The organism is Bacillus sp. 03113 (genome assembly GCF_006546985.1).
GTDB lineage: Bacteria > Bacillota > Bacilli > Bacillales > Cytobacillaceae > VATK01.
Genome location: NZ_VATK01000005.1, coordinates 182,348 through 206,329, shown reverse-complemented (window position 1 = coordinate 206,329; position 23,982 = coordinate 182,348). Strand labels below are relative to the sequence as shown.

Annotated in this window: 22 protein-coding genes; 5 read left to right on the top strand and 17 right to left on the bottom strand. The window is 36.6% G+C overall.

What is annotated here, in order from left to right; translation table 11 throughout:
* Position 1 precedes the first annotated feature (1 nt).
* Entirely contained in the window at positions 2–775 is a 774-nt protein-coding gene (locus tag FDO66_RS06385; RefSeq protein WP_141431765.1) for a transporter substrate-binding domain-containing protein, read from the bottom strand.
* A gap of 351 nt (positions 776–1,126) precedes the next feature.
* Here FDO66_RS06385 and FDO66_RS06380 point away from each other — a divergent pair, with 351 nt between their 5' ends.
* The 3 genes from FDO66_RS06380 to FDO66_RS06370 all read left to right on the top strand — a co-directional run bounded on the left by FDO66_RS06380 (position 1,127) and on the right by FDO66_RS06370 (position 3,031).
* Entirely contained in the window at positions 1,127–1,624 is a 498-nt protein-coding gene (locus tag FDO66_RS06380; protein ID WP_141431763.1) for a GNAT family N-acetyltransferase, read from the top strand.
* Positions 1,625–2,064: 440 nt separating this feature from the next.
* Positions 2,065–2,631: a TetR/AcrR family transcriptional regulator gene (locus FDO66_RS06375; protein ID WP_141431761.1), complete on the top strand. Its 567-nt coding sequence runs from the start codon at positions 2,065–2,067 to the stop codon at positions 2,629–2,631.
* Between the two features lie 16 nt (positions 2,632–2,647).
* Positions 2,648–3,031, top strand: a complete 384-nt coding sequence (locus FDO66_RS06370; protein ID WP_141431759.1) for a nuclear transport factor 2 family protein — start codon at positions 2,648–2,650, stop codon at positions 3,029–3,031.
* Positions 3,032–3,255: 224 nt separating this feature from the next.
* Here FDO66_RS06370 and FDO66_RS06365 read toward each other — a convergent pair whose 3' ends face one another.
* The 11 genes from FDO66_RS06365 to FDO66_RS06315 form a co-directional block, all read right to left on the bottom strand.
* Positions 3,256–4,101 carry a class I SAM-dependent methyltransferase gene (locus FDO66_RS06365; RefSeq protein WP_141431757.1) on the bottom strand — a complete coding sequence of 282 codons (846 nt, stop codon included), beginning with the start codon at positions 4,099–4,101 and terminating at the stop codon, positions 3,256–3,258.
* A 204-nt stretch (positions 4,102–4,305) separates the two neighbouring features.
* Entirely contained in the window at positions 4,306–4,950 is a 645-nt protein-coding gene (locus FDO66_RS06360; RefSeq protein ID WP_141431755.1) for a response regulator transcription factor, read from the bottom strand.
* A 17-nt stretch (positions 4,951–4,967) separates the two neighbouring features.
* Entirely contained in the window at positions 4,968–7,121 is a 2,154-nt protein-coding gene (locus FDO66_RS06355) for a sensor histidine kinase (RefSeq protein ID WP_181444464.1), read from the bottom strand.
* A gap of 47 nt (positions 7,122–7,168) precedes the next feature.
* Positions 7,169–7,951: a hypothetical protein gene (locus FDO66_RS06350; protein ID WP_141431751.1), complete on the bottom strand. Its 783-nt coding sequence runs from the start codon at positions 7,949–7,951 to the stop codon at positions 7,169–7,171.
* A 303-nt stretch (positions 7,952–8,254) separates the two neighbouring features.
* Positions 8,255–8,683, bottom strand: coding sequence for a BrxA/BrxB family bacilliredoxin (locus FDO66_RS06345; RefSeq protein WP_141431749.1), 429 nt, complete (start codon positions 8,681–8,683; stop codon positions 8,255–8,257).
* 225 nt (positions 8,684–8,908) lie between these two features.
* Positions 8,909–10,180 carry a dihydrolipoamide acetyltransferase family protein gene (locus FDO66_RS06340; RefSeq protein WP_141431747.1) on the bottom strand — a complete coding sequence of 424 codons (1,272 nt, stop codon included), beginning with the start codon at positions 10,178–10,180 and terminating at the stop codon, positions 8,909–8,911.
* A gap of 17 nt (positions 10,181–10,197) precedes the next feature.
* Positions 10,198–11,181: an alpha-ketoacid dehydrogenase subunit beta gene (locus tag FDO66_RS06335; protein ID WP_141431745.1), complete on the bottom strand. Its 984-nt coding sequence runs from the start codon at positions 11,179–11,181 to the stop codon at positions 10,198–10,200.
* 12 nt (positions 11,182–11,193) lie between these two features.
* On the bottom strand, positions 11,194–12,189 hold the full coding sequence (locus FDO66_RS06330) for a thiamine pyrophosphate-dependent dehydrogenase E1 component subunit alpha (RefSeq protein ID WP_141431840.1): 996 nt from the start codon (positions 12,187–12,189) through the stop codon (positions 11,194–11,196).
* 74 nt (positions 12,190–12,263) lie between these two features.
* Positions 12,264–13,685 (bottom strand): dihydrolipoyl dehydrogenase, encoded by a 1,422-nt coding sequence (lpdA, locus tag FDO66_RS06325; protein ID WP_141431743.1) that lies wholly within the window; start codon positions 13,683–13,685, stop codon positions 12,264–12,266.
* Entirely contained in the window at positions 13,664–14,809 is a 1,146-nt protein-coding gene (gene buk / locus FDO66_RS06320; RefSeq protein ID WP_141431741.1) for a butyrate kinase, read from the bottom strand. The genes lpdA and buk overlap by 22 nt, the downstream gene beginning before the upstream one ends.
* A 265-nt stretch (positions 14,810–15,074) precedes the next feature.
* Positions 15,075–16,763 carry a sigma-54 interaction domain-containing protein gene (locus FDO66_RS06315; protein ID WP_181444463.1) on the bottom strand — a complete coding sequence of 563 codons (1,689 nt, stop codon included), beginning with the start codon at positions 16,761–16,763 and terminating at the stop codon, positions 15,075–15,077.
* 243 nt (positions 16,764–17,006) lie between these two features.
* On the opposite strand from FDO66_RS06315, the gene FDO66_RS06310 reads away from it, so the two are divergent.
* The gene (locus FDO66_RS06310) at positions 17,007–17,240 is read left to right on the top strand and encodes a DUF2627 domain-containing protein (protein WP_141431737.1); all 234 of its coding nucleotides are present in this window, start codon (positions 17,007–17,009) and stop codon (positions 17,238–17,240) included.
* 89 nt (positions 17,241–17,329) lie between these two features.
* Here the strand turns inward: FDO66_RS06310 and FDO66_RS06305 are convergent, their stop codons facing one another.
* Positions 17,330–18,064, bottom strand: coding sequence for a glycerophosphodiester phosphodiesterase (locus FDO66_RS06305; protein ID WP_141431735.1), 735 nt, complete (start codon positions 18,062–18,064; stop codon positions 17,330–17,332).
* Positions 18,065–18,105: 41 nt separating this feature from the next.
* Here FDO66_RS06305 and FDO66_RS06300 point away from each other — a divergent pair, with 41 nt between their 5' ends.
* Positions 18,106–18,246, top strand: coding sequence for a YycC family protein (locus tag FDO66_RS06300; RefSeq protein ID WP_141431733.1), 141 nt, complete (start codon positions 18,106–18,108; stop codon positions 18,244–18,246).
* Positions 18,247–18,328: 82 nt separating this feature from the next.
* On the opposite strand, the gene spo0A is transcribed toward FDO66_RS06300, so the two are convergent.
* The 4 genes from spo0A to recN form a co-directional block, all read right to left on the bottom strand.
* On the bottom strand, positions 18,329–19,120 hold the full coding sequence (spo0A, locus tag FDO66_RS06295; RefSeq protein ID WP_141431731.1) for a sporulation transcription factor Spo0A: 792 nt from the start codon (positions 19,118–19,120) through the stop codon (positions 18,329–18,331).
* A gap of 470 nt (positions 19,121–19,590) precedes the next feature.
* Positions 19,591–20,889 carry a SpoIVB peptidase gene (spoIVB, locus tag FDO66_RS06290; protein ID WP_395939755.1) on the bottom strand — a complete coding sequence of 433 codons (1,299 nt, stop codon included), beginning with the start codon at positions 20,887–20,889 and terminating at the stop codon, positions 19,591–19,593.
* Between the two features lie 257 nt (positions 20,890–21,146).
* Positions 21,147–21,917 carry a sporulation protein YunB gene (gene yunB / locus FDO66_RS06285; protein ID WP_141431729.1) on the bottom strand — a complete coding sequence of 257 codons (771 nt, stop codon included), beginning with the start codon at positions 21,915–21,917 and terminating at the stop codon, positions 21,147–21,149.
* 361 nt (positions 21,918–22,278) lie between these two features.
* Positions 22,279–23,967, bottom strand: a complete 1,689-nt coding sequence (gene recN, locus FDO66_RS06280; protein ID WP_141431727.1) for a DNA repair protein RecN — start codon at positions 23,965–23,967, stop codon at positions 22,279–22,281.
* Positions 23,968–23,982: the final 15 nt, after the last annotated feature.

Here is a 23,982-nt window from a genome sequence, read left to right as displayed (position 1 = left end):
ATTATTTTCCAAACCATTTAACGATTAACTTATCAAGCTCACCGTTTTCTTTCATTTTCTTTAATTCATTATTAAAATCTTCGGTTAGCTTACTGCCTTTAGGAAAAGCCATTGCAGAGCCTGCTTCCTCTTCAGATCCCGCAATCGTAACGCCAGTAAGATCTTTATTTTTCTCTAAAAATCCTTTTGCGACTAAATCTTCAATAATAGCTGCATCAAAACGACCTGTTTTAATATCTTGAATTAACTCAGGAATTCGGTTGCGATTTTCAATTTTCAAATTGATGGATTTAGCAAGCTCTTTTGCTTTATCTTCTTGAATAGAGGTTAATTGCACACCGACCGTTTTCCCATTCAGATCTTCAACACTTTTAATATTGCTCTCTTTTTTCGATACGATCATATGATGAGCTGTATAATAAACTTCACTGAAATCAACACTTTGTTTTCGTTTTTCAGTTGGAGTCATTCCTGCTAAAACAAAATCGATTTTTTTTGCTTCTAAAGCTGGGATCAATCCGTTAAAATCCATATCTTGAACCTTAACCTCATAGCCTAACTTCGAAGCAATCGCTTTTGCTAAGTCGATATCAAATCCAATGATATCTTCTCCTTTAGAGGTATCTACATACTCAAATGGCGGATACTCAGCTGAGGTTCCCATTGTTAAAACTTTTTTATCACTTTTATCTGCTGATTGATCTTTTGTTCCACATGCAGTTAACACACCAAACAGGAAACAAACGATCAGAGAAATCGATACTATTTTTTTCATTTATTTTCCTCCAATAATATAAATATAGTTAGTTTCTTCTAATATAAAAGAAAAGATACAAGCAAAGTTGGTTGAATTTCTATACAACAAGTCGTATTTTAACACAACCACTTTGTAATACAATAGATTTCGGACAATATACGACAAAGTTCTACTTTTCTGAAGAATAGCTTTATTTGCAAAAATTTAATATAATAAAATAGTTTATTTTTTCATAAGAATTGAATATTCTAATTCTTTTGATAGAATAGAAAATACCAACTTTTATATGTAGGAGTCTATTGAAAAAAGGACAATAAAGAACTAAGGATAAAAATCATATCGATGAGAGTATGAGGTGAAAATACATAAATGTTGGATATAAAAACTTTTGAGTCTAAAATCAAAATAGATTTTTATCGACCAGAACATAAGCTGCTTCTAAAAAATTATTTCTTACCTCTAGAACAAGTACAATATACTTCACTACCATTAGCAGCCATTGCAGATTGTGAAGCAGACAATGATCGCTATCCATTTGTAATACTTATAAACGATGAAATTGCAGGATTTTTTATCCTTCACGGCTGGGAAGGAGTAAAAGAATATTATCACAATCGAAAAGCAATTTTATTAAGAGCTTACTCTATTAATACTCTCTTTCAAGGGAAAGGGATTGCTACGAAGTCATTAAAATTGCTCCCCTCATTTGTAAGAGAACACTTTCCAGACAAAAACGAAATCATTCTAGCTGTAAATGCAAGGAATAAGGCCGCCCAGCATGTTTATCAAAAATGCGGGTTTATAGACAAGGGAATACGAGCTATGGGGAAAAAAGGTGAGATGTTTATTTATCATTTGGAGTTATAAAAATGGGTTCTATAATCTGGATCACTATAGCCAACCACCGCCTAGGTCTTAATGCTTTCCCTTATAACAATTGGGTTTTCATATGAATTTTCATCTTACTTTGTATGAGTTGTTTCTACTAATAAAGAACATAATATGATACCCTTTCGTTCTTATATTTTTTTGAAGTAATTTTCTTTCGAGAGGCTGATAGTCTTCCACATCACTAAACAAAAAACGTCCTAAAGTTCTCTTTTAATCTTTCAACCATAAAACAAATTTTCTTTTTATACATTTCACATAATCTCTTAGCAAACAACAAATCTAATATCTTAAAATATCCGCAAGGAAACCTACCATGTATATGTTATACCTAGGTAGGCATTTCTTTAATACCCTTGCCATTCTTTAGATTTTTATATATAATCAAACTGACGAACGTTCGTCAGGGAGGTGACGAAATGAAAATTAACCAAATCAAACAAGCGGCGTTATTGCACTTTGTTGAAAAGGGCTATGAAGGAACTTCTCTTTCAGATATTGCAGAAGAAGTGGGCATAAAAAAGCAATCTATTTATTCCCATTTCAAAAATAAAGATGATCTTTTCCTTGCGATTATGAATCAAGTTATCGAAAAAGAGACTCAATTTTTAAATCAGTTTTTTACCCATTCTCATCCTGACTTGCAAGAGCATCTGAAAATAATGGTGTTGTATTTGAAAGAGCGGTTTCTTCGAAACGAGGAAGGAAATATGAAATTTGTACTTCGTATGGCTTTCATGCCACCTTTACATTTAAAAGAAGAGGTTGTTACAAGTTTCAATCTATACTTCTTAGGACTTGAAAATATGGTAAAGCAGTCATTTTTAAACACCACCAAGTTTTCGCATAAAGCTAGCGAAGGAACTCTAGCTTTTATGACCCTACTGGATGGGCTATTTGTAGCATTACTTTACGGTGGTATTGAGCGGTTTGAACAAAAGTTCCCTGTATCTTGGGAAATCTTTTGGAACGGATTAAGAAAATAATAAGGAGTTAGATGAAATGAGTACAAAAGAATTGATTGAACAATACTTACATGCCTTAGAGCAAGGAAATCTTGATGAAATGTTATCACTTTTTGATGAACAGGCTATCGTTGTATCACCTTTATATGGAAAAGTTTCCGCAAATCACTTTTATAAAGAATTGTTTAGTGATACAAGCCAATCTCAAATCACATTACTGAATACATTTCCTAGTAATGAAAACGAAAACGTATGTGCCGGACATTTCCGTTATGATTGGACAATGAAGGATGGGACCTTAGTATCATTTGAGTGTGTGGATATATTCCAGACAACAAATGAAAATAAATTTGAACAACTAACAATTATCTATGATACACAGACAGTAAGAGGTGAATTTTACAAGTTAAAGGCAAATTAAATAGTACTAAAGAGATACATCGACTTCGCCTTTATCGGATGTTTGTCAACCTAAAGACCCAGACTGTCTTGTTTCTTAGCATACGTATCGTTGTCCGAATCTTGTCGATGGAATCCCATATTAAAAAGATAATCACATTTAAGTCATGTCTGATATGTGATTGTCTTTTATTTTTATCGTTCTATTTATTCAAAAAATATACTATTTGCATGAAAAGAGTAAATTTATTTCCTACATATCGCCAGCATATGAGGGCTCACCCCCATTAAGCTTTCTTGTTCTTCTACCAGTCTGCTTATTTTTAATAAATTTCTTTTACTTACTTCTTGTTCCCATTTTTCTTCAAAAGTTGGAACAATCCATACGGGACCTTCAACGGCTATTGTTTTTTCGTGATAAAAGCCTGCTAATTCTATTTCTTCCTTCAATTCATTCGGAGTATGAAAAAAAGCCCGCGGAATGTGAATATCGTATTTTTTATTATTTGGTCTTATATGTTGACCATCGGTTAATTCTCTTTCAAGCATTTTCATAAAATCAGCTTCATTTATATACTCGTTATTTTGCCCAAAAACGGACAGCCCCCAAAGAGTAGAACCAAATCTAGAAATAGCAGAAACGATTAAAAAACCATCTTTTTTAAGGATTCTGGACGCTTCCATTAAGGATTTAATTCTTTCCTCTTTTTCTGTCAAATGATATAAAGGCCCCATTAAGAGCACTACATCCGCACTCTCGTCTGGTCTGTTAATATCCCTTGCATCAGCAACTTCTATTTTATATATTGTTTGATTATTCCTGTTATTTACATCTTTTGCGTATTGAACGGCATTTGGTGCTAGTTCAAACATATGAACTTCATGCCCCAGATTTGCAAGCCAGTTTGAATAGACACCTATTCCTCCTCCAATATCATATATCACTTTTCTCTCATCTGTTATATACCTTAATACTATTTCTTTTGTTCTCTCGAACTCAATTTTTCCGATCCCTCTGTATAATCTACCTATTTCAGCTCCATCATTATAATATTTTAAAATTTGGTCTTTTTCATAACTGGCATTAAACATAATTCTCCGCCCTTTTTAATAATTTAACTTATTTTAACAGATTAATCCATATTTAACCATTGAATTTATGAATGTTTATTTAATTTTCAAATTATTTATTCTTAAATACCCCGCCAAATTATTTGAAATTTCACCCTTTTTAATTTTTGAAATAAAAAAATACGCATTGTATCAAAAGAGAGGCAGGAGAGTTGTATGAAATCATTACAACCTCCTAGCCTCTCGTGCCAACCGAATCGCTTCATCCCGATCCTGAACCTGAAGCTTATTCATAATAACAGTTATATAATTAGCCACCGTCTTTTTACTCAAGTTTAAGCTCTCAGCAATCTTAACATTATTCGCACCGTCAGCTATCATATATAATACTTCACGCTCTCTAGCAGATAAATCGGGAAAAGCTTCTTCCCTTGTTGCAGGATTAGCGGTTGAAAAATACTCAATGAGTCTTGAGGCAATTTCAGGGCTGAAAATGGCTTCTCCTTCACCTACCGCTCGAATGGCTCTTAATATCTCATCCCGATCGGCATCTTTTAAAATATAACCCCTCGCTCCGACTCTCATAGCAGTAAAGACAGAAGAATCATCTTCAAACATGGTGACGATTAAAACTTTTATGTTTAATTGTAGGCTAGTAATCTGACGAGTGGCTTCAATGCCATTTAGTCCTGGCATTCTGATGTCCATTAATACCACATCAGGTTGAAGAGTTTTAGCAAGTTTAACAGCTTCTTCACCATTTGTTGCTTCTCCTACAACTTCAAATCCTAGTTTACTTTCAAGCAATGTTTTGACACCGTGACAAAACATCGGGTGATCGTCAACAATTAATATCCTCAAATTTTTCATCTTCTCACAACCTATCATCAATAGTCCGTAATTGGTAATGAGGCACATACTCGTGTCCCATTCTCTAGTCGTTCAATTTTCCATTCTCCACCTAGTTCATATGCTCGCTCTTTCATGGAATGTAAGCCAATTCCATTTTTTAATGTGACGGACGAAACTGGTATTCCAATGCCATTATCAATAATTTCAAGTTCAAGTGTTTCATGCTGTTCATTCACATATATGATGATTTGACACTTCGTCCCTTGGGAGTGTTTCACGACATTAACGAGTGCCTCTGTTACAATTCGAAAGGCAGCGACCTCGACAGCTGCAGGCAGGATAGGTAGCTCAGCTGGAAAAAACTCAAACTCTATTCTATGCTCATGGGCGATGTTCTTTGGTTTAATGTCATTGATTCGTTCCTTAATTGCCCCTACAATCCCAAGCTCATCTAATGCTGGAGGTCTGAGATCATGAACAAGTCGGCGTATATCTGAAACCGATTTACGAATGACATTTCTTACATCTGAAAGCATTGCCACAGCTTTTTCAGGATTCTCCTTAATCAAGTCTTCGGCAGTACCTGCATTCAGTGCAAGTGCTGCGAGTCTGGGTGCTAAATCATCGTGAAGGTTTCTCCTTAATCTTCGCCGTTCTTCCTCTCTTGCAATGACGAGTCGTTCGCGTGATTCTTGTAAACTCTCATTCAGCATTCGTACTTCTAAATCATGTTTCAAGCTTTTAATAATAACCACCGCTTGGCGGATTAGTAGCTGCAGAAGATTTTGATCAGCTTTAGAGAATGTTTCTTGTGGATATCTAGGGGAAATCACTAATACTGCTAACTCTTCACCCTTATGGATGACAGGATATGTCAACTTCTCGTCTTGATCCACTCCCGTTTCAATCGTAAAAAATTCGCCGTTTTGATGATGAACGGTAATGGATACAAAAGGCAGCCTCATCGAATCTTTTATCGTTTGAGCAACCATTTTCATGGCCTCATTTGATTCCATTGTTTGTTCATAATGCTTTACTAATTGTTCAAGTGCCTTATATGGACTTTCTATTTCCCCAAATAAATATCTGTTTGCTGTCTTTTGTAACTTTTCTTTAATTGGTCCAAAAGAGACAGCAACGATTGCAGTCGCAATGAGAGAAAATAAAAGACTTCCTTGCTGCCAGAAAAATAATCCTAAGTACCATACGACTAAAATGTATACCGCGACAATAAATAAGGATAAAACACCATATATAAATGTCCGTTTTAAAATGAGATCAATATCCCATAATCGATTTCGTAAAATGGCAATCGTTATAGTGATTGGCAGAAGCATAAATACAGAATGGATTCCTAGATTCATAAACGCAAATTTTATCGGTCCACCTTCAGTAATATAGCGTTCGTCAATGAAAACAGGGATAACACCAATTGATAGAAATCCAATGGTCACGACCCCAAATCCATATACCACCCATTTGGTCTGTTGCTGTTCAGCAGGGCTGGAAATTTTACGAAACCGGTAAATTTGAGAGATAAGCTGCGCAGTCAGCCAAACTACTAACCATAACGCAATCGTCAAAATGTTGTCATTCAGCGACCAACCTAAGGATGGGATGATAAATTCAATGCATCTACTCATCACTAAAAACGCAACAATCCAACCTGACCATTTCGGAACAAACTTGCCGTTAGGAAAAAGAAAAAAGAACATAACAATGCTAATGACACTTGCCACATATATCAAGTTAATGAAAAAATCCATCAAGACATGGTTTCCTTCCAAAACACTAGTCGTCGCAGGGAAAGTAACGCCAAAGGTACATAGTGTTAGGATTGAAAACAAGCTCATTCGATTATTCGGTTTTTTGATAAATATAAGAAATGCTGCTCCTATGAATACCAATGCAAACAAACTATACATTCCTGTGTAAAAGGCTGCATAAGTTGTATTGCTCCAACCAATGGCTTCTAATTGTGCACGTCCAGGCGGGACTGCTCCAACCTCATTACAAGTCTTTTCAATGCAGTTTGTTTGGATAGAATGAAAAAGAGTAGGGAGGCTAAGTAAAAATAAACAAATGGCAATAAAACAAAGTGATAAAATACTATATTTATAAATGAGGAAACGAGGGGTTAAACGCTCAAGTCTTTTCCCCTCCAATTGAATATTTTTTAGACCAGTCATTGTGAACCCCTCCATTTCTTATCTTATTTATAAAACGGAGTTTATGATCAATTGAGTTTTTTCACTTTTCTTACAAATCCAAAGTAGACGAAGCTGCAGCTTATTAATAGGGATACTACGCCGCCAACATAGCCCCAGCTTCCAGGAAGATCAGGAATGGAGAAGGATAGGATAGCTAGATAAAGATAGGAAATACTTGCTACTATGCTTAAGACCTTCGCTCCACCTTTTCCAAGTGCAGCCCCATATCCGGTGATCAGTAATACTACGTACATCACTGCCATTTCACCCCAACGGAATTCCCCGCCAACTTGATTCCATTGTTGAGATAAACCATTCCAAATTTGAGGAAGAAGGAACAGTGTTGCAGCAAACGTGATGTATAGCAACGGTTTGTTTATTATTTCTGCTTTATGAATCTTAAACAGTTGTTTTGGACGAATATATGTCAGAATTAATATAAGATTTACCGTAGTAAACATAATAAGAACAAATGGCATCGTTAACATTTGATCATACGTAATAATCCCAACCAAAATAAAAATAATATGCCCAACTGTATAAAATTGAAGGACAAGAGGCTTCTCTTCAGCTTTCCACAGTAATGAAACTAAACTTCCTCCGAATAAAATGCCAACTAATACACCATGTGCCCCATAATGCCACAGCATAGAAGGTTTAAACCACTTTTCATCTAAGTAACGAGCATGAAACCATGGAATTAACCCTTCATCCACGCTTTGTAAAACGACAAAGCTTCCAAGTGCAAATAATAATGCAAAGAAAGGGAACACATAATTTCTCCAGCTTTTTTTATTCGATATTTCCATAAAAAAATCCTCCTTGTTTTGCTGTGCGTTACAGCAATTTGTTATTTACACATTTATCTTAACAAGGAGGGTATTCCCAACAGATAGAGTATAACTGTTCCTTTTTTTAGGATGTTGGTCAGGAACGTACAATCGTACATTGAGTTGATCAAAGAAAGTTTATTAAGCTACGGCTGAAAAGATACTAATAGAAAATTATCAAAATTATTTAAAGAAAACTACATTCGAATATAGAAAGAGCGTGTTTTGAAACAAGATTGATCAAAACACGCTCTTTCTATTAATTCATTTTTGAAGATTATATTAACAATACTCCTCGAATGCTTTTTGAAGCTTGGCTACAACTGTTACTGGGTCATGGCCTTCTATTTCGTGACGCTCGATCATCGTGCAGATTTTCCCATCTTTTAATAGCGCAAAGGATGGAGAAGACGGCGGATATCCTGTAAAGTAAGATCGTACCTTCTCTGTCGCCTCTTTATCTTGTCCTGCAAATACAGTTACTAAATGATCTGGTCTTTGATCATAATGCACAGAATGACCTGCTGCAGGACGAGCAATTCCTCCTGCACAACCACAAACGGAATTAACCATCACAAGTGTTGTACCAGGCTGTTTCATTGCTTGATCTACATCTTCAGGTGTAGTCAACTCCTGATACCCAGCAGAAACGATTTCCTGACGGGCTTGGCGAACTACATCGTTCATAAATAAATTAAAGTCAATATTCATCGAATCGCTCCTTTATATTCTTGCTAATCCAATTTTAGTTTAAATAATGGCAATTAGATACCATAAGAATCATACTAATATGATAATAGTATGATCAAAAGAAAGAAAAAATCAAGAAATAAGTTTAGGTCTTTTTAAAAACGGGAAAAATAATGCTACACCCTAAACTCCATAGATGTGGCTAGTGAATCATCACTAGTCCTTTTTTCTTTTTAAAGATAAGCCTTAATAAATGGATGTATTCTCTTTTGAAAAATTTTCAATGATTTCTTTTACACGCTGCAAGAATCGGCCGCAAACGAGTCCATCCAATACTCTATGATCTAAGGAAAGACAAAGATTTACCATATCTCGAATCGCAATCATACCATTGATAACAACTGGGCGTTTCACGATCGATTCTACCTGTAGGATGGCTGCTTGCGGATAATTAATAATCCCAACAGATTGAATAGATCCAAATGAACCCGTATTATTAATCGTAAACGTACCACCCTGCATGTCCTCGACTGATAGCCCGCTCCCTCTTGCCTTTTTTGCAAGATGAACGATATCCTTGCCGATGCCTTTAATCGTCTTTTCATCTACATTTTTAATAACAGGGACAAATAAAGCATCATCCGTTGCAACAGCTATTGAAATATTGATGTCCTTTTTCTGAATAATTTTATCCCCAGCCCATGTAGAATTTAGTTGTGGAAATTCTCTAAGAGCCTGAGAAACAGCTTTAACAAAAAACGGGAAAAAGGTTAAATTAAAGCCTTCCGTTTTCTTAAATTCATTTTTCATTTCATTTCGATAGTTCACTAAATTGGTTGCATCTACCTCGATCATCGTCCAAGCATGCGGAATCTCATGCTTACTTCTAAGCATATTGCCTGCAATCGCTTTTCGCACTCCTGAAATCGGAATTTCCACATCTCCAGGTGCTGAAACGATATTTTCTGCGTTCCTTTCGATAACTGTGTCAAAAGTTTGAGAAGCTTTACTTGATTTAACAGTTTGCAACGGCGGCTCCACATTCACTTTAGTTGCAGTTGGTATATTCCCAGAGTCCACAAGAAGCAGTAAATCTTTACGAGTAATACGTCCCCCTGCACCTGTTCCTTTTACTTGCTGTAAATCAATTCCATGCTCCTGTGACAGCTTTAATACAGCAGGTGAGAATCGTGCTCCTTTTCCTGCCGGCGTTAATTCAGCTTTTTGTTGAATTTGCTCAGCCTCATTTTGTACAGTTTTGGTCGTGGCAGCATTTCCACCCTCCACTTCTAGGGTACAAATAACTTCTCCAACTAATAATGTTTCCCCTTCAGGTGCAATCAACTCCTTGATTATTCCTGAGAAGGAAGAAGGGATTTCTGCACTGACTTTATCCGTCATGACTTCAGCTAGCGGCTCATACTTATTCACTCGATCCCCAACTGTAACTAGCCATTTACTTATCGTGCCCTCTGTCACACTCTCACCAAGCTGAGGCATTTTTATTTGTTCTATCATTGAAAAAGGGCCCTCCTTTAAAATTCTGCAAGCTCGCGCATTGCTTTCTCTACTTTGTCAGGATTCATCATAAAGAATTTTTCCATAGTCGGCGCATATGGCATGGATGGTACGTCTGGACCTGCAAGGCGCTTAATCGGTGCATCTAAATCAAATAAACAGTTTTCAGCAATAATAGCTGAAACTTCACTGATAATGCTGCCTTCTTTATTATCCTCAGTTATTAGCAGAACCTTCCCTGTTTTAGAGGCTGCTTCAATGATTGCTTCTTTATCTAATGGATATACTGTTCTTAAATCCAAAACGTGTACAGAAATACCATCAGCCGCAAGCTTTTCAGCTGCTTGAAGAGCAAAATGAACACAAAGACCATATGTAATTACCGTAAGATCTTCGCCCTCTCTTTTTACATCCGCTTTTCCAATTGGCAATACATAATCGTCCTCAGGTACCTCACCTTTAATTAAACGATAAGCTCTTTTATGCTCAAAAAATAAGACAGGATCCTCATCCCGAATGGCGGCCTTTAATAAACCTTTCACATCGTATGGAGTAGATGGCATGACAATTTTCAGCCCGGGTTGGTTTGCAAACACTGCTTCAACAGACTGGGAATGATAGAGAGCACCGTGAATACCGCCGCCATAAGGTGCACGAATGACAATCGGACAACTCCAATCATTATTTGATCGGTAACGAATTTTTGCTGCCTCTGAGATGATTTGATTCACAGCTGGCATGATAAAATCCGCAAATTGCATTTCTGCAATCGGGCGCATTCCATACATCGCTGCTCCAATTCCGACTCCTGCAATTGCAGACTCAGCAAGCGGCGTATCTAACACACGATCCTCCCCAAACTGTTCAAACAGTCCAGCTGTAGCTTTAAATACGCCTCCTTTTCGACCTACATCCTCTCCTAACACAAACACTTTAGGATCTCTTTCCATTTCCTCTCTGATTGCCATCGTCACCGAATCGATATAAGATATAACAGCCACTTTTGTTCCCCCTTAGTTCTCTTCGAATACATATTTCAAAGCATCTTCTGGATTTGCATACGGAGCATTCTCTGCATAATCCGTTGCTTCATTAATTGTGTTCATAATCTGATCATTCATTTCTTTTTCAATCTCATCATTTAAGAGACCTGTTTCTCTTAAATACGTAGCAAATGTTAAAAGCGGATCCTTCGTTTTAGCCGTTTCTACTTCTTCTCTCGCTCGATATGATCTATCATCATCATCAGAAGAGTGTGGCGTTAGGCGATACGAAACGGTTTCAATTAACGTTGGTCCTTCTCCTCTTCTAGCTCGGTCAGCTGCTTCCTTGACAGCCTTGTACACCTCAAGAGGATCGTTTCCATCGACTGTGATTCCTGGGATCCCATAGCCGATAGCACGATCAGATATATTTTTACAAGCATACTGTTTTTCTGCTGGAACAGAAATTGCATACAGATTGTTCTCACACATAAAAATGACAGGGAGCTTATGTACACTAGCAAAATTGATCCCTTCATGGAAATCTCCTTGGTTCGAGGAGCCTTCACCAAATGTAACAAAGGATACAATATTCTTTCCTTCCATTTTAGCTCCAAGTGCAATCCCAACCGCATGGGGCACCTGTGTAGTAACCGGTGAAGAGCCTGTTACAATTCGATTTATCTTTTGTCCGAAATGACCTGGCATTTGCCGACCGCCTGAATTTGGGTCCTCTGCTTTAGCAAATCCAGATAACATTAAATCCTTCGCTGTCATCCCAAATGATAAGACAACCCCTAAGTCCCGATAATAGGGGAGAATATAATCTTTTTCACGATCTAACGCAAAAGAAGCACCTATCTGAGCAGCTTCCTGCCCTTGACAAGAAATTACAAAGGGGATTTTCCCCGCACGATTTAGAAGCCACATTCTTTCATCTATACGACGTGCTAACAGCATCATTTCATACATCGCAAGTGCTTTTTCATCACTTATCCCTAAAGCAGCATGGCGATTTTTTTCCATTTTATTTCCTCCAACATTTTCTTGTAAAATCAGCTTTTCCATAAAACCTCTCCTTCAACCCTTTATTCATCCCGTTACATATGCAAAGCTTTTCCATCGACCGCTAACGCCGCCTCACCAATGGCTTCAGATAAGGTTGGATGAGGATGGATTGTATTTCCTATTTCCCATGGTGTAGCATCTAAAACCTTGGCTAATCCTGCTTCTGAAATCAAATCTGTCACATGAGGACCAATCATATGAACGCCAAGTAGATCATCTGTCTCTTCATTAGCAATGATTTTAACAAATCCATCATGCTCCCCATATACAAGTGCTTTACCAATAGCTCGAAAGGAGAATTTCCCTTTTTTTATCTTGTACCCTTTTTCAATTGCTTCTTTTTCTGTTAATCCAACACTTGCAATCTCAGGTCTACTGTAAATACATTTTGAAATGAGGGTATAATCAATTTTTTTCGGAACCATTCCTGCTAAATGTTCTACAGCAGAAATCCCTTCACTTGAGGCAACATGAGCTAACTGTAGACCACCAATCACATCGCCAATCGCATAAATATGGGATTCCTTCGTTTGGAAATATTCGTTTACTTGGATATACCCTTTTTCGATAGAAATATCGGTATTTTCTATTCCAATCCCTTCAATATTAGCTTGTCTGCCGACTGATACTAACAGTTTATCAGCTGTGAATACTTTTTCAGTTCCTTTCACATTTGCCGAAATAGAAATGCCATTTTTAATTTGTAGATTACCAGGCAAGACCTGCGCGTTTGTTACAATCTCTACACCCTTCTTTTTCATCAAGCGCCTCATTTCTTTTGAAATTTCTTCATCCTCTGTTGGTACTATTTGATCAGCAAATTCAAGCACTGTTACCTTAACATCAAAATCAGATAGCATCGACGCCCACTCAATGCCGATGACACCTCCACCTACAATGACAATGGAAGAAGGAAGTTCCTCCATCGCTAAGGCTTCTTCTGAGCTGAGGACCATTTGGCCATCTATCTTTAATCCATCTAGATTTCGTGGCCTTGATCCAGAAGCAATAATCACATTTTTAGGGATTAGCATGACATTTTCTTCTCCATTTTGCATTTCGACTGAAATGGTGCCTGGAAGTGGTGAGAAAATGGAAGGGCCTAAAATTCTTCCTGTCCCATGAAATACATCAATTTTTCCCTGTTTCATTAAATGCTGAACACCTTTATGCAATTGATCGATAATAGAATTCTTTCGTTCCTGGACCTTTGAGAAATTAACGGAAGCTCCACCAATTTCTATACCAAACTTTATACTTTCTTTAGCAGTCGCATATACCTCCGCACTCCTAAGCAACGCTTTACTTGGAATACAGCCTTTGTGCAGGCAGGTACCCCCAAGCTTTTCCTTTTCAACAATCGCTGTTTTCAATCCCAATTGCGATGCTCGGATGGCTGCTACATAGCCTCCCGTGCCACCGCCAAGTATTACTAAATCATACTCTTCTGCCACTTTTCTTTCCTCCTATAGCTTTGCAAATTCCCTTTAGCTGCTTTTTTTGAATATTCTTTTTCCTGCTCTTCTCCTCGCAGAACACGCATGGCACCTTCAGATAGAGCTTGTAATTCATTCTCCCCAGGCATCACAATGACATCAGCAATCCAATGAATTCGATTGATAATTTCATGCATAAAAGCTTTTGAATCGGCTAGATTCCCAGTTAAAATGATAGCATCCACATTTCCGGATAAAACGGTACTGGCAGCTCCAATTTCTTTGGCGACCTGATATGCCATCGCTAAAAAAATGATTTTTGCCTTCTCATCGTTATTTCCCATCATTTGTTCCACATCGCTTATTTCTCTTGTCTTTAAATAGCCAGAAAGTCCACCTTTTGCAATCATCAACTGCATGACTTCTTCCTTTGAGTATTCTCCAGAAAAGCATAAATCCACTAAATCACCGACTGGTAGTGTTCCTGTCCGTTCAGGGCTAAAGGAACCTTCTCCATCTAATCCATTATTCACATCGATGACTTTTCCTTTTCGATGGGCACCTACCGTAATGCCGCCACCCATATGAGCAACGATTAAGTTAAGCTCTTCATATTTTTTCCCAAGTTCCCGTGCATAGTTTTTCGCAACTGCTTTTTGATTTAATGCGTGAAACACACTTGTTCTTTCAATCAATGGACACCCAGATATTCTGGCTATCGGTTCTAGTTCATCAACAACAACTGGATCGACAATATAAGAGGGAATATTTAAGGATGCAGCAATTTCAAAGGCTAGTATTCCTCCTAAATTTGATACATGCTGACCGGCAAATCCGTTCCTTAAATCCATGAGCATGTCTTCATTAACAGAATAAGTGCCACCTTCAATTGGTCTTAGCAAGCCTCCACGGCCACAGACAGCACTGATCCTAGAAAGATTAATCCCATCTTTATCTAAAGTTTCCAATATGGCCTTTTTTCGATATTCGTATTGGTCAGAGATCGTTTGAAAGGACATTAAGATGTGCGAATCATGTTCAATCGTTTCTTCTAAAACAGAAATTTCATTATCGAAAACACCAATCCTAGTAGCAGTTAAGCCCGGATTAATTGCAAGAACTCGAAACTCTTGTTTTCGCAAAGCGATCCCTCCTTTCTTCACCATTTTGATGAAGGCTGTTTTCTCAAAGTTTGTTGCTTTTGACATAAAAAACATTGGGAGAAACGTTTCGGAGCAGCCTGCATACACGTAGACTCCTGTGGGAATGCGACGAGGAGGCTTGACGCTCGCCCACGGAAAGGGAAGTGTATGCAGGCTGCGCGTTTAAAAGCAACAATCTATACGAAAACAGCCTTGATGAAATAGGGTTCTTAAAGTTTGTCCAAATGATGTATTCATGAACGAATTACGAAAATTCATTCTGATTAATTCCATATTTATCTAATTTATAATATAGGTTTCTTAAGGATAGACCTAGCGCCTTTGCTGTTAACGTTTTATTGCCTTCCATTTTTTCTAACGTACTAATAATCATCTTTTGTTCAAAGCTTTCTACCATTTGAGCCAAATTTTGACCTACAGAGGGGCCTTCGTTTTGAAAAGAATTTACGTTTTTTAGATCAGGTAAATGATGAATATCGATATACTCTTCATCTATTTTCATAAAGATCATAGCACGTTCTAAAACATTTTTAAGCTCCCTTACATTGCCTGGCCAATGATATTTCATCAGCTGATCCATCGCATTTGGTTTAAGGCCTTTTGTATGGCGACCGATATCATGGTTTAATTGATTGATGATCCATTCTGCAAGCGGAAGTATATCTTCTTTTCTTTTTCTTATTGGAGCAAGCTGAATCGGCATATGATTGAGCTGGTCGTATAGATCCTCACTAAATGTACCATTTAATACTCCTTGCTCAAGATGACCGTTTGCGGAGGCAATAACTCTTATATTTACAGGTATTATGTTGCTGCTCCCAAGTCTAATTGTTTCATGGTTATGTAATACATGAGAAATTTTTTCCTGAATAGCTAAAGGCAAAGAATTCACCCCGTCAAGAAAAAGAGTTCCATTATTTGCGTCCTCGATAAGCCCAGTATTGCCCTTGTCCAACCCTTCACAGCCAAAAAGCTCTTGTTCTAACAAATCAGCACTTTTTCCAGTACAGCACACACGTACAAACTTATGATACTTTCGATTACTTTCATGATGAATCGCGTGTGCAAATAGCTCCTTACCTGCCCCTGACTCTCCTTTCAATAAAACAGCAGCAGATGTCTTGGCAGCTAATTTCGCTTGTTCCACCGCAAGTGACCATTCCTCAGATTGTCCAACAATGTCTTCAAATGTGAATTTATTCTCCAAAGTTCGAATGATTTGTCTTGCTTTCTTTAATTCTCTAGCAACGGATTGAAGTTCAGACTGATCATGAACAATTCCGACACTTCCTTTTAATTTTCCTTCTACAATGATAGGAGCTGCATCAACGATGACTTCCTTTTGTTTTATCCCCAACTGCATGTTGAATCCTAGAACGGCTCTTCTTGAGTCCAATACTTTTTGATGGACTACTTTTTCTAATTGTTTTTCTTGATCCTTCTCGTCTATCTCTGTTGAATTTTTCATGCTATCAAACACAGAATTTGTTTTAATCAATTGTCCTTGATCATCCGTGATTGAAATAGCTTCATTTGTTAACTGAAGAACTGTATCTAACATAGCTTGAATTTCTTGTACATTTGTCAATTTTTCTGCTATTGATTTTGCCTTTTTCAGCTCTCTAAATATTGAAATTGCCCCTAATAATTGATTCCGATCATCGATCATTGGCATTCTCTCAGCCATCATGGTCTTGCCATTTGGTAAAGAAAAATGTTCATCCCATTCTTTCCTTCGTGATTTCAATACGTTTGGCAGTTTACTTTCAGGAAAAAAAAGATTTATATTTTTTCCTAGTACTGCTTCATGTGTAAGTCCAGTCATTTTCTCAGCACTTGAATTAAGGAAAATGATCTTCGATTCTTTATCGATTGCAATTAAACCATCTTCGATTGAATGAACAATTAATTCGTGCTGATTTTCATTCTTCATATTAGAGCAAACCCTTTCTTTTAAATAAGAAATTCTTTTCATACTTTTCATGCTAGTCACGTGCAATTTATTTCATGCTTGTATTGTATCCTTTCTTGCCAATCTTGACAAATTTATTCTCTAATTATTTTTCACTTCATTTAGAGATAGAAGAAAACATACAATTCGATCGTACGAAATAAATTATGCTATGATGGTATCATAGAACAGTATTCTCGATCTTTTCATGAAATGAGGTGCTTTATGAGTAGAGTCATGGCTCTTATCATATTATTAATTCCAGTTTTATTATCTTCTTATGGAATAAAGCTCATGCGAGATATGGTTTTTGGCATCCTCCTCTTCCCATTTCCTTATCTATGGCTTCAATTTATATCTGGAATATTGTTATTTTTAAGTGGTTTAGGCTTTGTAGCAGGTTTTATTTTATACAAAGATCGAAAGCATAATAAAGTACAGGATCGATTTAAAAAGTAAATTTTTCAGGTGAGTTTTTTTAAATAAAAAAAGAACTGTGATGTCATTGCATCAAAGTCCATTTTTAATCTTTGTTTTATTATAATCTTTTATGAAAAACGATACTGTTGTTTAATCCGGAGAGCTTTAACTGGATCATCAGTTATGATAGCTGAACAATTAAGCGCAAACAAACGTCTCATATCCGCATCTTTATTTACTGTATATGGTCGAACTGCTATTCCATTTTTTATGGATTCTACAATAATTTCATCAGTTAATGACAAATATTTAGGGTGAATCCCTTTCGATCGAATCGAGTTAGCATACACCCATGGCATATATAATCTTTCAGAGAAAAGGGGAGCTGTCTCAATCGTTGGATCAATTCGATAGCTATAAACGATGCTGTAATGATTAAAAGACGAAATGACAATTCGATCCGTTAGCTGAAATCGTCTGATCATGTCAATGACCTTTTCTTCCATCCCTTCATATGGAAGGCGGTTGTTTTTTAATTCAACATTGCATATCATGCGATTATTGGATAACCATTCAAACACTTCCTGTAATGTAGGAATTGGACCCTTTTTAGCGAAGATTTTTCTCGAAAAAGACGTATCTAGCTTTCTTAGCTCTTTCAAGGTAAAATCTTTTACATATCCAGAACCGTTTGTTGTTCGATCGACTTTTTCATCATGAATGACGACAAGTTCTTGATCTTTTGTTAATTGAACATCAAGCTCAATCCCATCCGCACCTGCTTTCTCAGCTTCTATAAATGCTTTCATTGTGTTTTCAGGATAAGCAGCGGAAAACCCGCGATGAGCAAAAATTTGGGTCATAAAAAAACACACCTTTATATTAGAAATGGAGTGACGATATAATGAAACCTTTACAGCTATCCCCTGAAACAGCCATTAAGCTGGCTGAAAAGTTAAATGTAAAACTTGAACAGCTTATGCATATGCCTCAGCATATATTAATACAAAAATTAATGCTGCTAGACGACGATAAAAAAGAATAGTTTATCAAACAAAAAATGGAAGCTGCACGCTTATTTATGCTGCAGCTTCCATTTCTTATTTTACTTAAGGTTCCTGCTACTCTCAAGAGGCCTTATGTTCAAGCCTTAACTTATCGGCCACCATGGCGATAAATTCGCTATTTGTCGGCTTTGCTTTTGACATGCTTACCGTGTAGCCGAATAAGGAAGAAATGGATTCGATATTACCTCGGCTCCAAGCAACTTCAATCGCATGTCTAATGGCTCTTTCTACTCTGCTGGCAGTCGTATTATATTTCTTAGCTATATCAGGGTATAGTACTTTTGTAATTGAACCAAGCAGTTCGATATCGTTATAAACCATAGAAATGGCTTCCCTTAAGTACATATAGCCTTTAATATGTGCGGGCACCCCAATTTCATGGATAATACTCGTAATACTTGATTCCAAATTTTTTGGCTTTGAATCATTAGACGAACGTTGCGAGGAAGATGTCACTTGTTTTCTAACAGTAAAGCTTGAGCCGCCGCTTACTTGACGAATATGATTAGATAAATGCTCCATATCAAATGGTTTTAATATAAAATAAGAAGCACCTAATTCAACGGCTTTTTTCGTTACATCTTCTTGACCAAATGCTGTCAGCATAATGACACTTGGCATAGATGATTTACTTTCGCGAATTCTTTCTAATACAGCTAGGCCATCTAAATGAGGCATTATAATATCTAAGACCAAAACATCAGTCTCAACCTGATCTAATAATTCGAGGCAATCTTGCCCATTATGAGCAACTCCAACCACTTCCATATCCTCTTGAGAATCTATATATTCTTCAAGTAGACCAACTAATTCACGGTTATCGTCCACAACACATACCTTTATTTTCTTCAATGAATGCTGCCCCCTTATTCCAAAATAATTCTTCATTAAAAATAAGAAAGTTATACCTACGAAGCCTTCTGACATGAAAGAACGGAAAAATAAATAATTTTAACTGTACCCCTTCGTTCAATATATAAGTACTCATTCCTTAGAAGTAAGAAGCTAAAACGGTTTAAATAACTTCGTGCTCAAACCCATCAAGCGGATATCCCTATTTCTAAGAATACAAAGCGCTTTCTTTGAAAGAGGAATATTCGCATGATGGGTCTATCCATATGCTAGCATTTTTCTTTTTTTAAAAGTATATTCTAACAAAACAGATTCGACATTACCTCTAAAAATCCTTTTCCTTTTTAAAAATTTCTTTTTTATGTAATTTTATCCTACACTTTTTGTTCATTCTTCTATTTTTCGTCTAAATTCAATCATATTTTTTTAGGAACAGGAAAGAGACGGTATTTCCGTCTCTCATTTTGAAGCTATGATGCTTTTTCTTCTGCTTTCCCGTAAATATCAATCCCTGCTTCATTTAACATCCATTCAATATGAACTCCATAACCTGATGTTGGGTCATTTACAAAAACATGGGTAACAGCACCAATTAATTTACCATCTTGTATGATTGGGCTTCCACTCATACCCTGTACAATTCCTCCCGTTTTCTTAAGAAGCTCTTCATCGGTAACCTTCAGAACCATCCCTTTCGTTGCTGGAAATTTCTGTGGAATTGTACTTACAATTTCAATATCAAAGCTTTTTACTTCATCATTTTCGACGACAGTTAATATTTGAGCTGGTCCTTCTTTTACTTGATTGGAAAGTGCAATTGGCATTGCTTGGTCCATAACTCCATTGTGTATTTCCTTTTTCAACTTACCAAAAATCCCATATGGACTATTCGTTCTGATGTCTCCGATAATTTCTCTATCGTCAGAAAACTGAGCAAGTTTTTCACCAGGATTACCATTACTTCCTTTTTCGATAGAAGTTACGGTCGATCGTAGAACTTGTCCATCATCCACAACAATTGGCTTTTTTGTGTCCATATCTGAGATAACATGACCTAATGCTCCATATTTTTTTGAATCAGGATGATAAAAGGTTAGCGTTCCGATTCCTGCTGCCGAATCTCTAATATATAGGCCTAATTTATAGGATCCTTCTCCTTCTTCCTTTTGAGGTGTTAACTGTGTTGTTATTTTTCCACTATCTCTAGTTATTTCTATGTTTAAAGGTTTTCCGCTTTCACCAGATTCTTGTACAAAAGGAGCTACATCTTCCATTTTTTCTATTTCTGTTTCATTAATTTTCGTTATCATATCTCCTGTTTTGATCCCAGCCAACTCACCTGGAGACACCTTGCCCTTCTCTGTATTTACTTGGTGATGTCCTACCACTAGAACTCCAACTGTGTTTAACTTAACACCAATTGACTGCCCGCCTGGGATAACTTTAAAATCCTTAATAACATTAACATTTACTTTTTTTATAGGCAAACCTGCCAATTCTAATAGCATTTCACTTTTTCCATTTTTCATCGCATGCACTGCAACTGTATCTTGATCTTGATTTATAGAAATACTTGCATTATCAGATGATAATAAAGCTGCTACCGGCAAAGCTTTATTGATTGTTTGCTTTTGACCTTCAAAAAGTGTTATATTTTTAGGAATTTGTAGGTATTCCTGAAAAGGTTTAAAAAATCCAATAGCAATTAATGAAACAAGGAGAATTCCACCAATTATTTTTCTAAGGTATTCAAATTTCAATATTTTCACTCTCCTCGCTTCTAGTCCATGAAAACGTCTAATGGCTACATCTTTAATTTTGCCTCCTTCAAGAGCATTTATAACCTTTGGCTGCATAAAAAAAGCTGCCCAGAATGGATAGGAATAACAATTTGTAAAAAAAGGCGGAAGCGAGCTTGCTCATCGACGTAAAGTGTTGGATTGAATCGAGTGAGATTCTGAAGACTTTACTTTCCTAATAAAAAAGCATTCATTTCTTTTTATAAAGAAAATGAACGCTTTTATTCTTATTTCTTATCTTGTTTTTTTGTTGGATGAATGGACGCTGGATTTGGAAGGCCATTTTCTTTACTATAATAATCAGGTACTTGACCTGGGATAAACAAGTCTCCAACCTTTACTTGCTGCGAAATCGGTGCAGTATTTTCTGAGTGAAAAGGAATAACAACCTGAATATTGATCTTAAATTCAACAAATAATTCAAGCCAAGAATTATTAATTCCAACATCTGAGAATTTTGTAAGAAACTTTGATTCAACATCTCGTACAAGAGCTAGTTTTACGGGTATTTTTGGTCCGAGGTTGGCTAACAGAGTGTTTTTTGTCGCAACTCCTAACGGAATATAATAAATAACAGATCCAAGCTGGGCATCCTCAATATTGTTTAAATTACGGTTTACAATTTCATCTGAATGTACAATCCCTAACCTTTTTTCAATATCCTTTGTTGTAATGGACATGATTCGATTGTATTCGTTTGGATTAAAGCTGTATGTAGGAGGAAACCCATCTTCTCTTTTATGAAAGACGATTAATTTTTCTAGATCAACCTTATTTGTAATATTCTCATTAATCGAATCATTTATCGCATCTGTCGCAATACGATTAATTTCAATTTTTGAGATATCTTGTATGATCGGTTTAATCGAATGATCAATCACCCATAGAGAAAACATATTAAAAATGATAAATACAATAAGTGTAATGAGCATGACCTTAGGAAACCCTAGAGGACGCTTGTGATGCCTTCGTCTAATCCATCTGTATTTTTTCCACATTGGCCACACCCCCTTTGTCTAATTAATATGATTGGGCGAGAAGAAAAATCACTGAATTATTTTTCTTGAACACATAAAAAGAACGCGTACTTAAAATACCAAAACCGACTAGGTTGTCCGGCATTTTAAGTACGCGTTCTTTTTGCTTAAGAAAATATCATAAGTTTTTAAATCTTCGATCAGTGTCTAGTTCCGACGTTCAGGATGTACGAGTGCCGATGTTGCCACAGGAGGTGGCGCCTTTAATCGGCCAGCGCCTAGCCGCTCGGATCATAAGCCGCAATACTCCAGAAATCAGGATTTCCTGCATATTGCGGCTTATGTCTGTCGCGGCTGATCAAGGCGCTTCCACTTTTCTAATTTAAGATTCCTTTATATTTCGGGCTAGCTGCAGTAATTCATCAGCATGCTTTTTCGTTAGATCGGTTATTTCCACCCCTGAGATCATTCTTCCGATTTCATTTATTTTTTCTTCCAATGATAATGGCTTGACGGTTGTCGTTGTTCTTCCATCAGAAGTTGATTTTGCAATAAATAAATGTGTATCAGCCATCGCTGCTACCTGAGGCAAATGAGAGATGCAAAGAACTTGTGAGTCAATAGAAACATTGTGTATTTTTTCAGCGATGGCTTGTGCTACTCTACCACTCACACCAGTGTCTACTTCATCAAAAATGATCGATGTTACACCCTGATGCTTTGAAAAGATGCTTTTTAAAGCAAGCATAATTCTGGAAAGCTCTCCACCTGAAGCAATTTTTGACAATGGCTTTAATGGTTCACCTGGATTTGTTGAAAGATAAAATTCAGCAACATCCATGCCATTATGAAAAAATACGTTTTCATCCGAACTGAGCCTTACTTCAAAGACTGTCTTGTCCATATAAAGCTCCTTAAGCTCCTTATGAATAAGATCTGATAGCACATCAGCAGCATTTTTACGTATGCGGCTTAACTCATTTCCTTCAACAATTAAATCCTTCTTGATTACTTCAAGTTCCTGTTCAATTTGTTGAATATGTGTTTCTTTATTCAAAAGAGTTTCCATTTCTTCTTCAATTTTTGCCGCATACTCCAGAATTTCATCAATTGTTTTTCCATATTTTCTTTTTAATTGATGAATTTCATTTAATCTGTCTTCGATTTCAATTAATCGCTGTGGATCATATTCAAGATTTTCAAGTTCATTTCTTAAAGAGGTTGAAACATCTTCTAGAATATAATAGCTATTTGAAACAGCGTCTGCCCATTCCTTATAGACTGGATCCAGGTCGGCAGCATTTTCCAAATGACCCATAACAAGCCCAATCCAATCAAGCCCTTTTTGTTCATCTTTTAACGCAGAATAGCTTGTTTGAACAGATTCATGAATACGCTCGAAATTGGAAAGCTTCTTTTTTTCTTCATTTAAATCTTCATCTTCATTTATTTTTAAATTAGCGGATTGAATTTCTTGTAGCTGAAATTGGATAAGATCAAGACGATGAGCTGTTTGTTGCTCATTTTCTGTTAAATTCTTTAATTTTTTTTTCGTTTGTTCAAATGATCGATATAATCGACTATATTCTTCTATAGAAGGCATGATTTCAGCTGATCTAAATTGATCAAGCAGGGAAAGATGCATGGTTTCATCCATTAGCTCCTGATGTTCATGTTGTCCATGAATATCAATAAGTGTAGCCCCGATTTCTCTTAAAACGGAGATCGTAACTAGCTTCCCATTGATGCGACATACACTTTTGCCATTTTTGTATATATCACGCTTTAAAATAATCGTTCCATCTTCCATTTCAATACCGAACTCTTTTGCTTTTTCCAAACAAGGATGCTCTTTTCCATCTAACAGAAATAAACCTTCAATTTCTGTCTTATCTTCACCGTGACGTACGAATTCAGAAGAGCCTCTTCCCCCGGTTAGTAAATGAATGGCATCAATAATAATGGATTTCCCAGCACCGGTTTCTCCAGTCAATACAGTCAAACCCTTTTCAAAAGTTATGGAAAGGGCCTCTATGATTGCAAAGTTTTTTATACTTACTTCATGTAGCAAGGTTACTTCACCCCA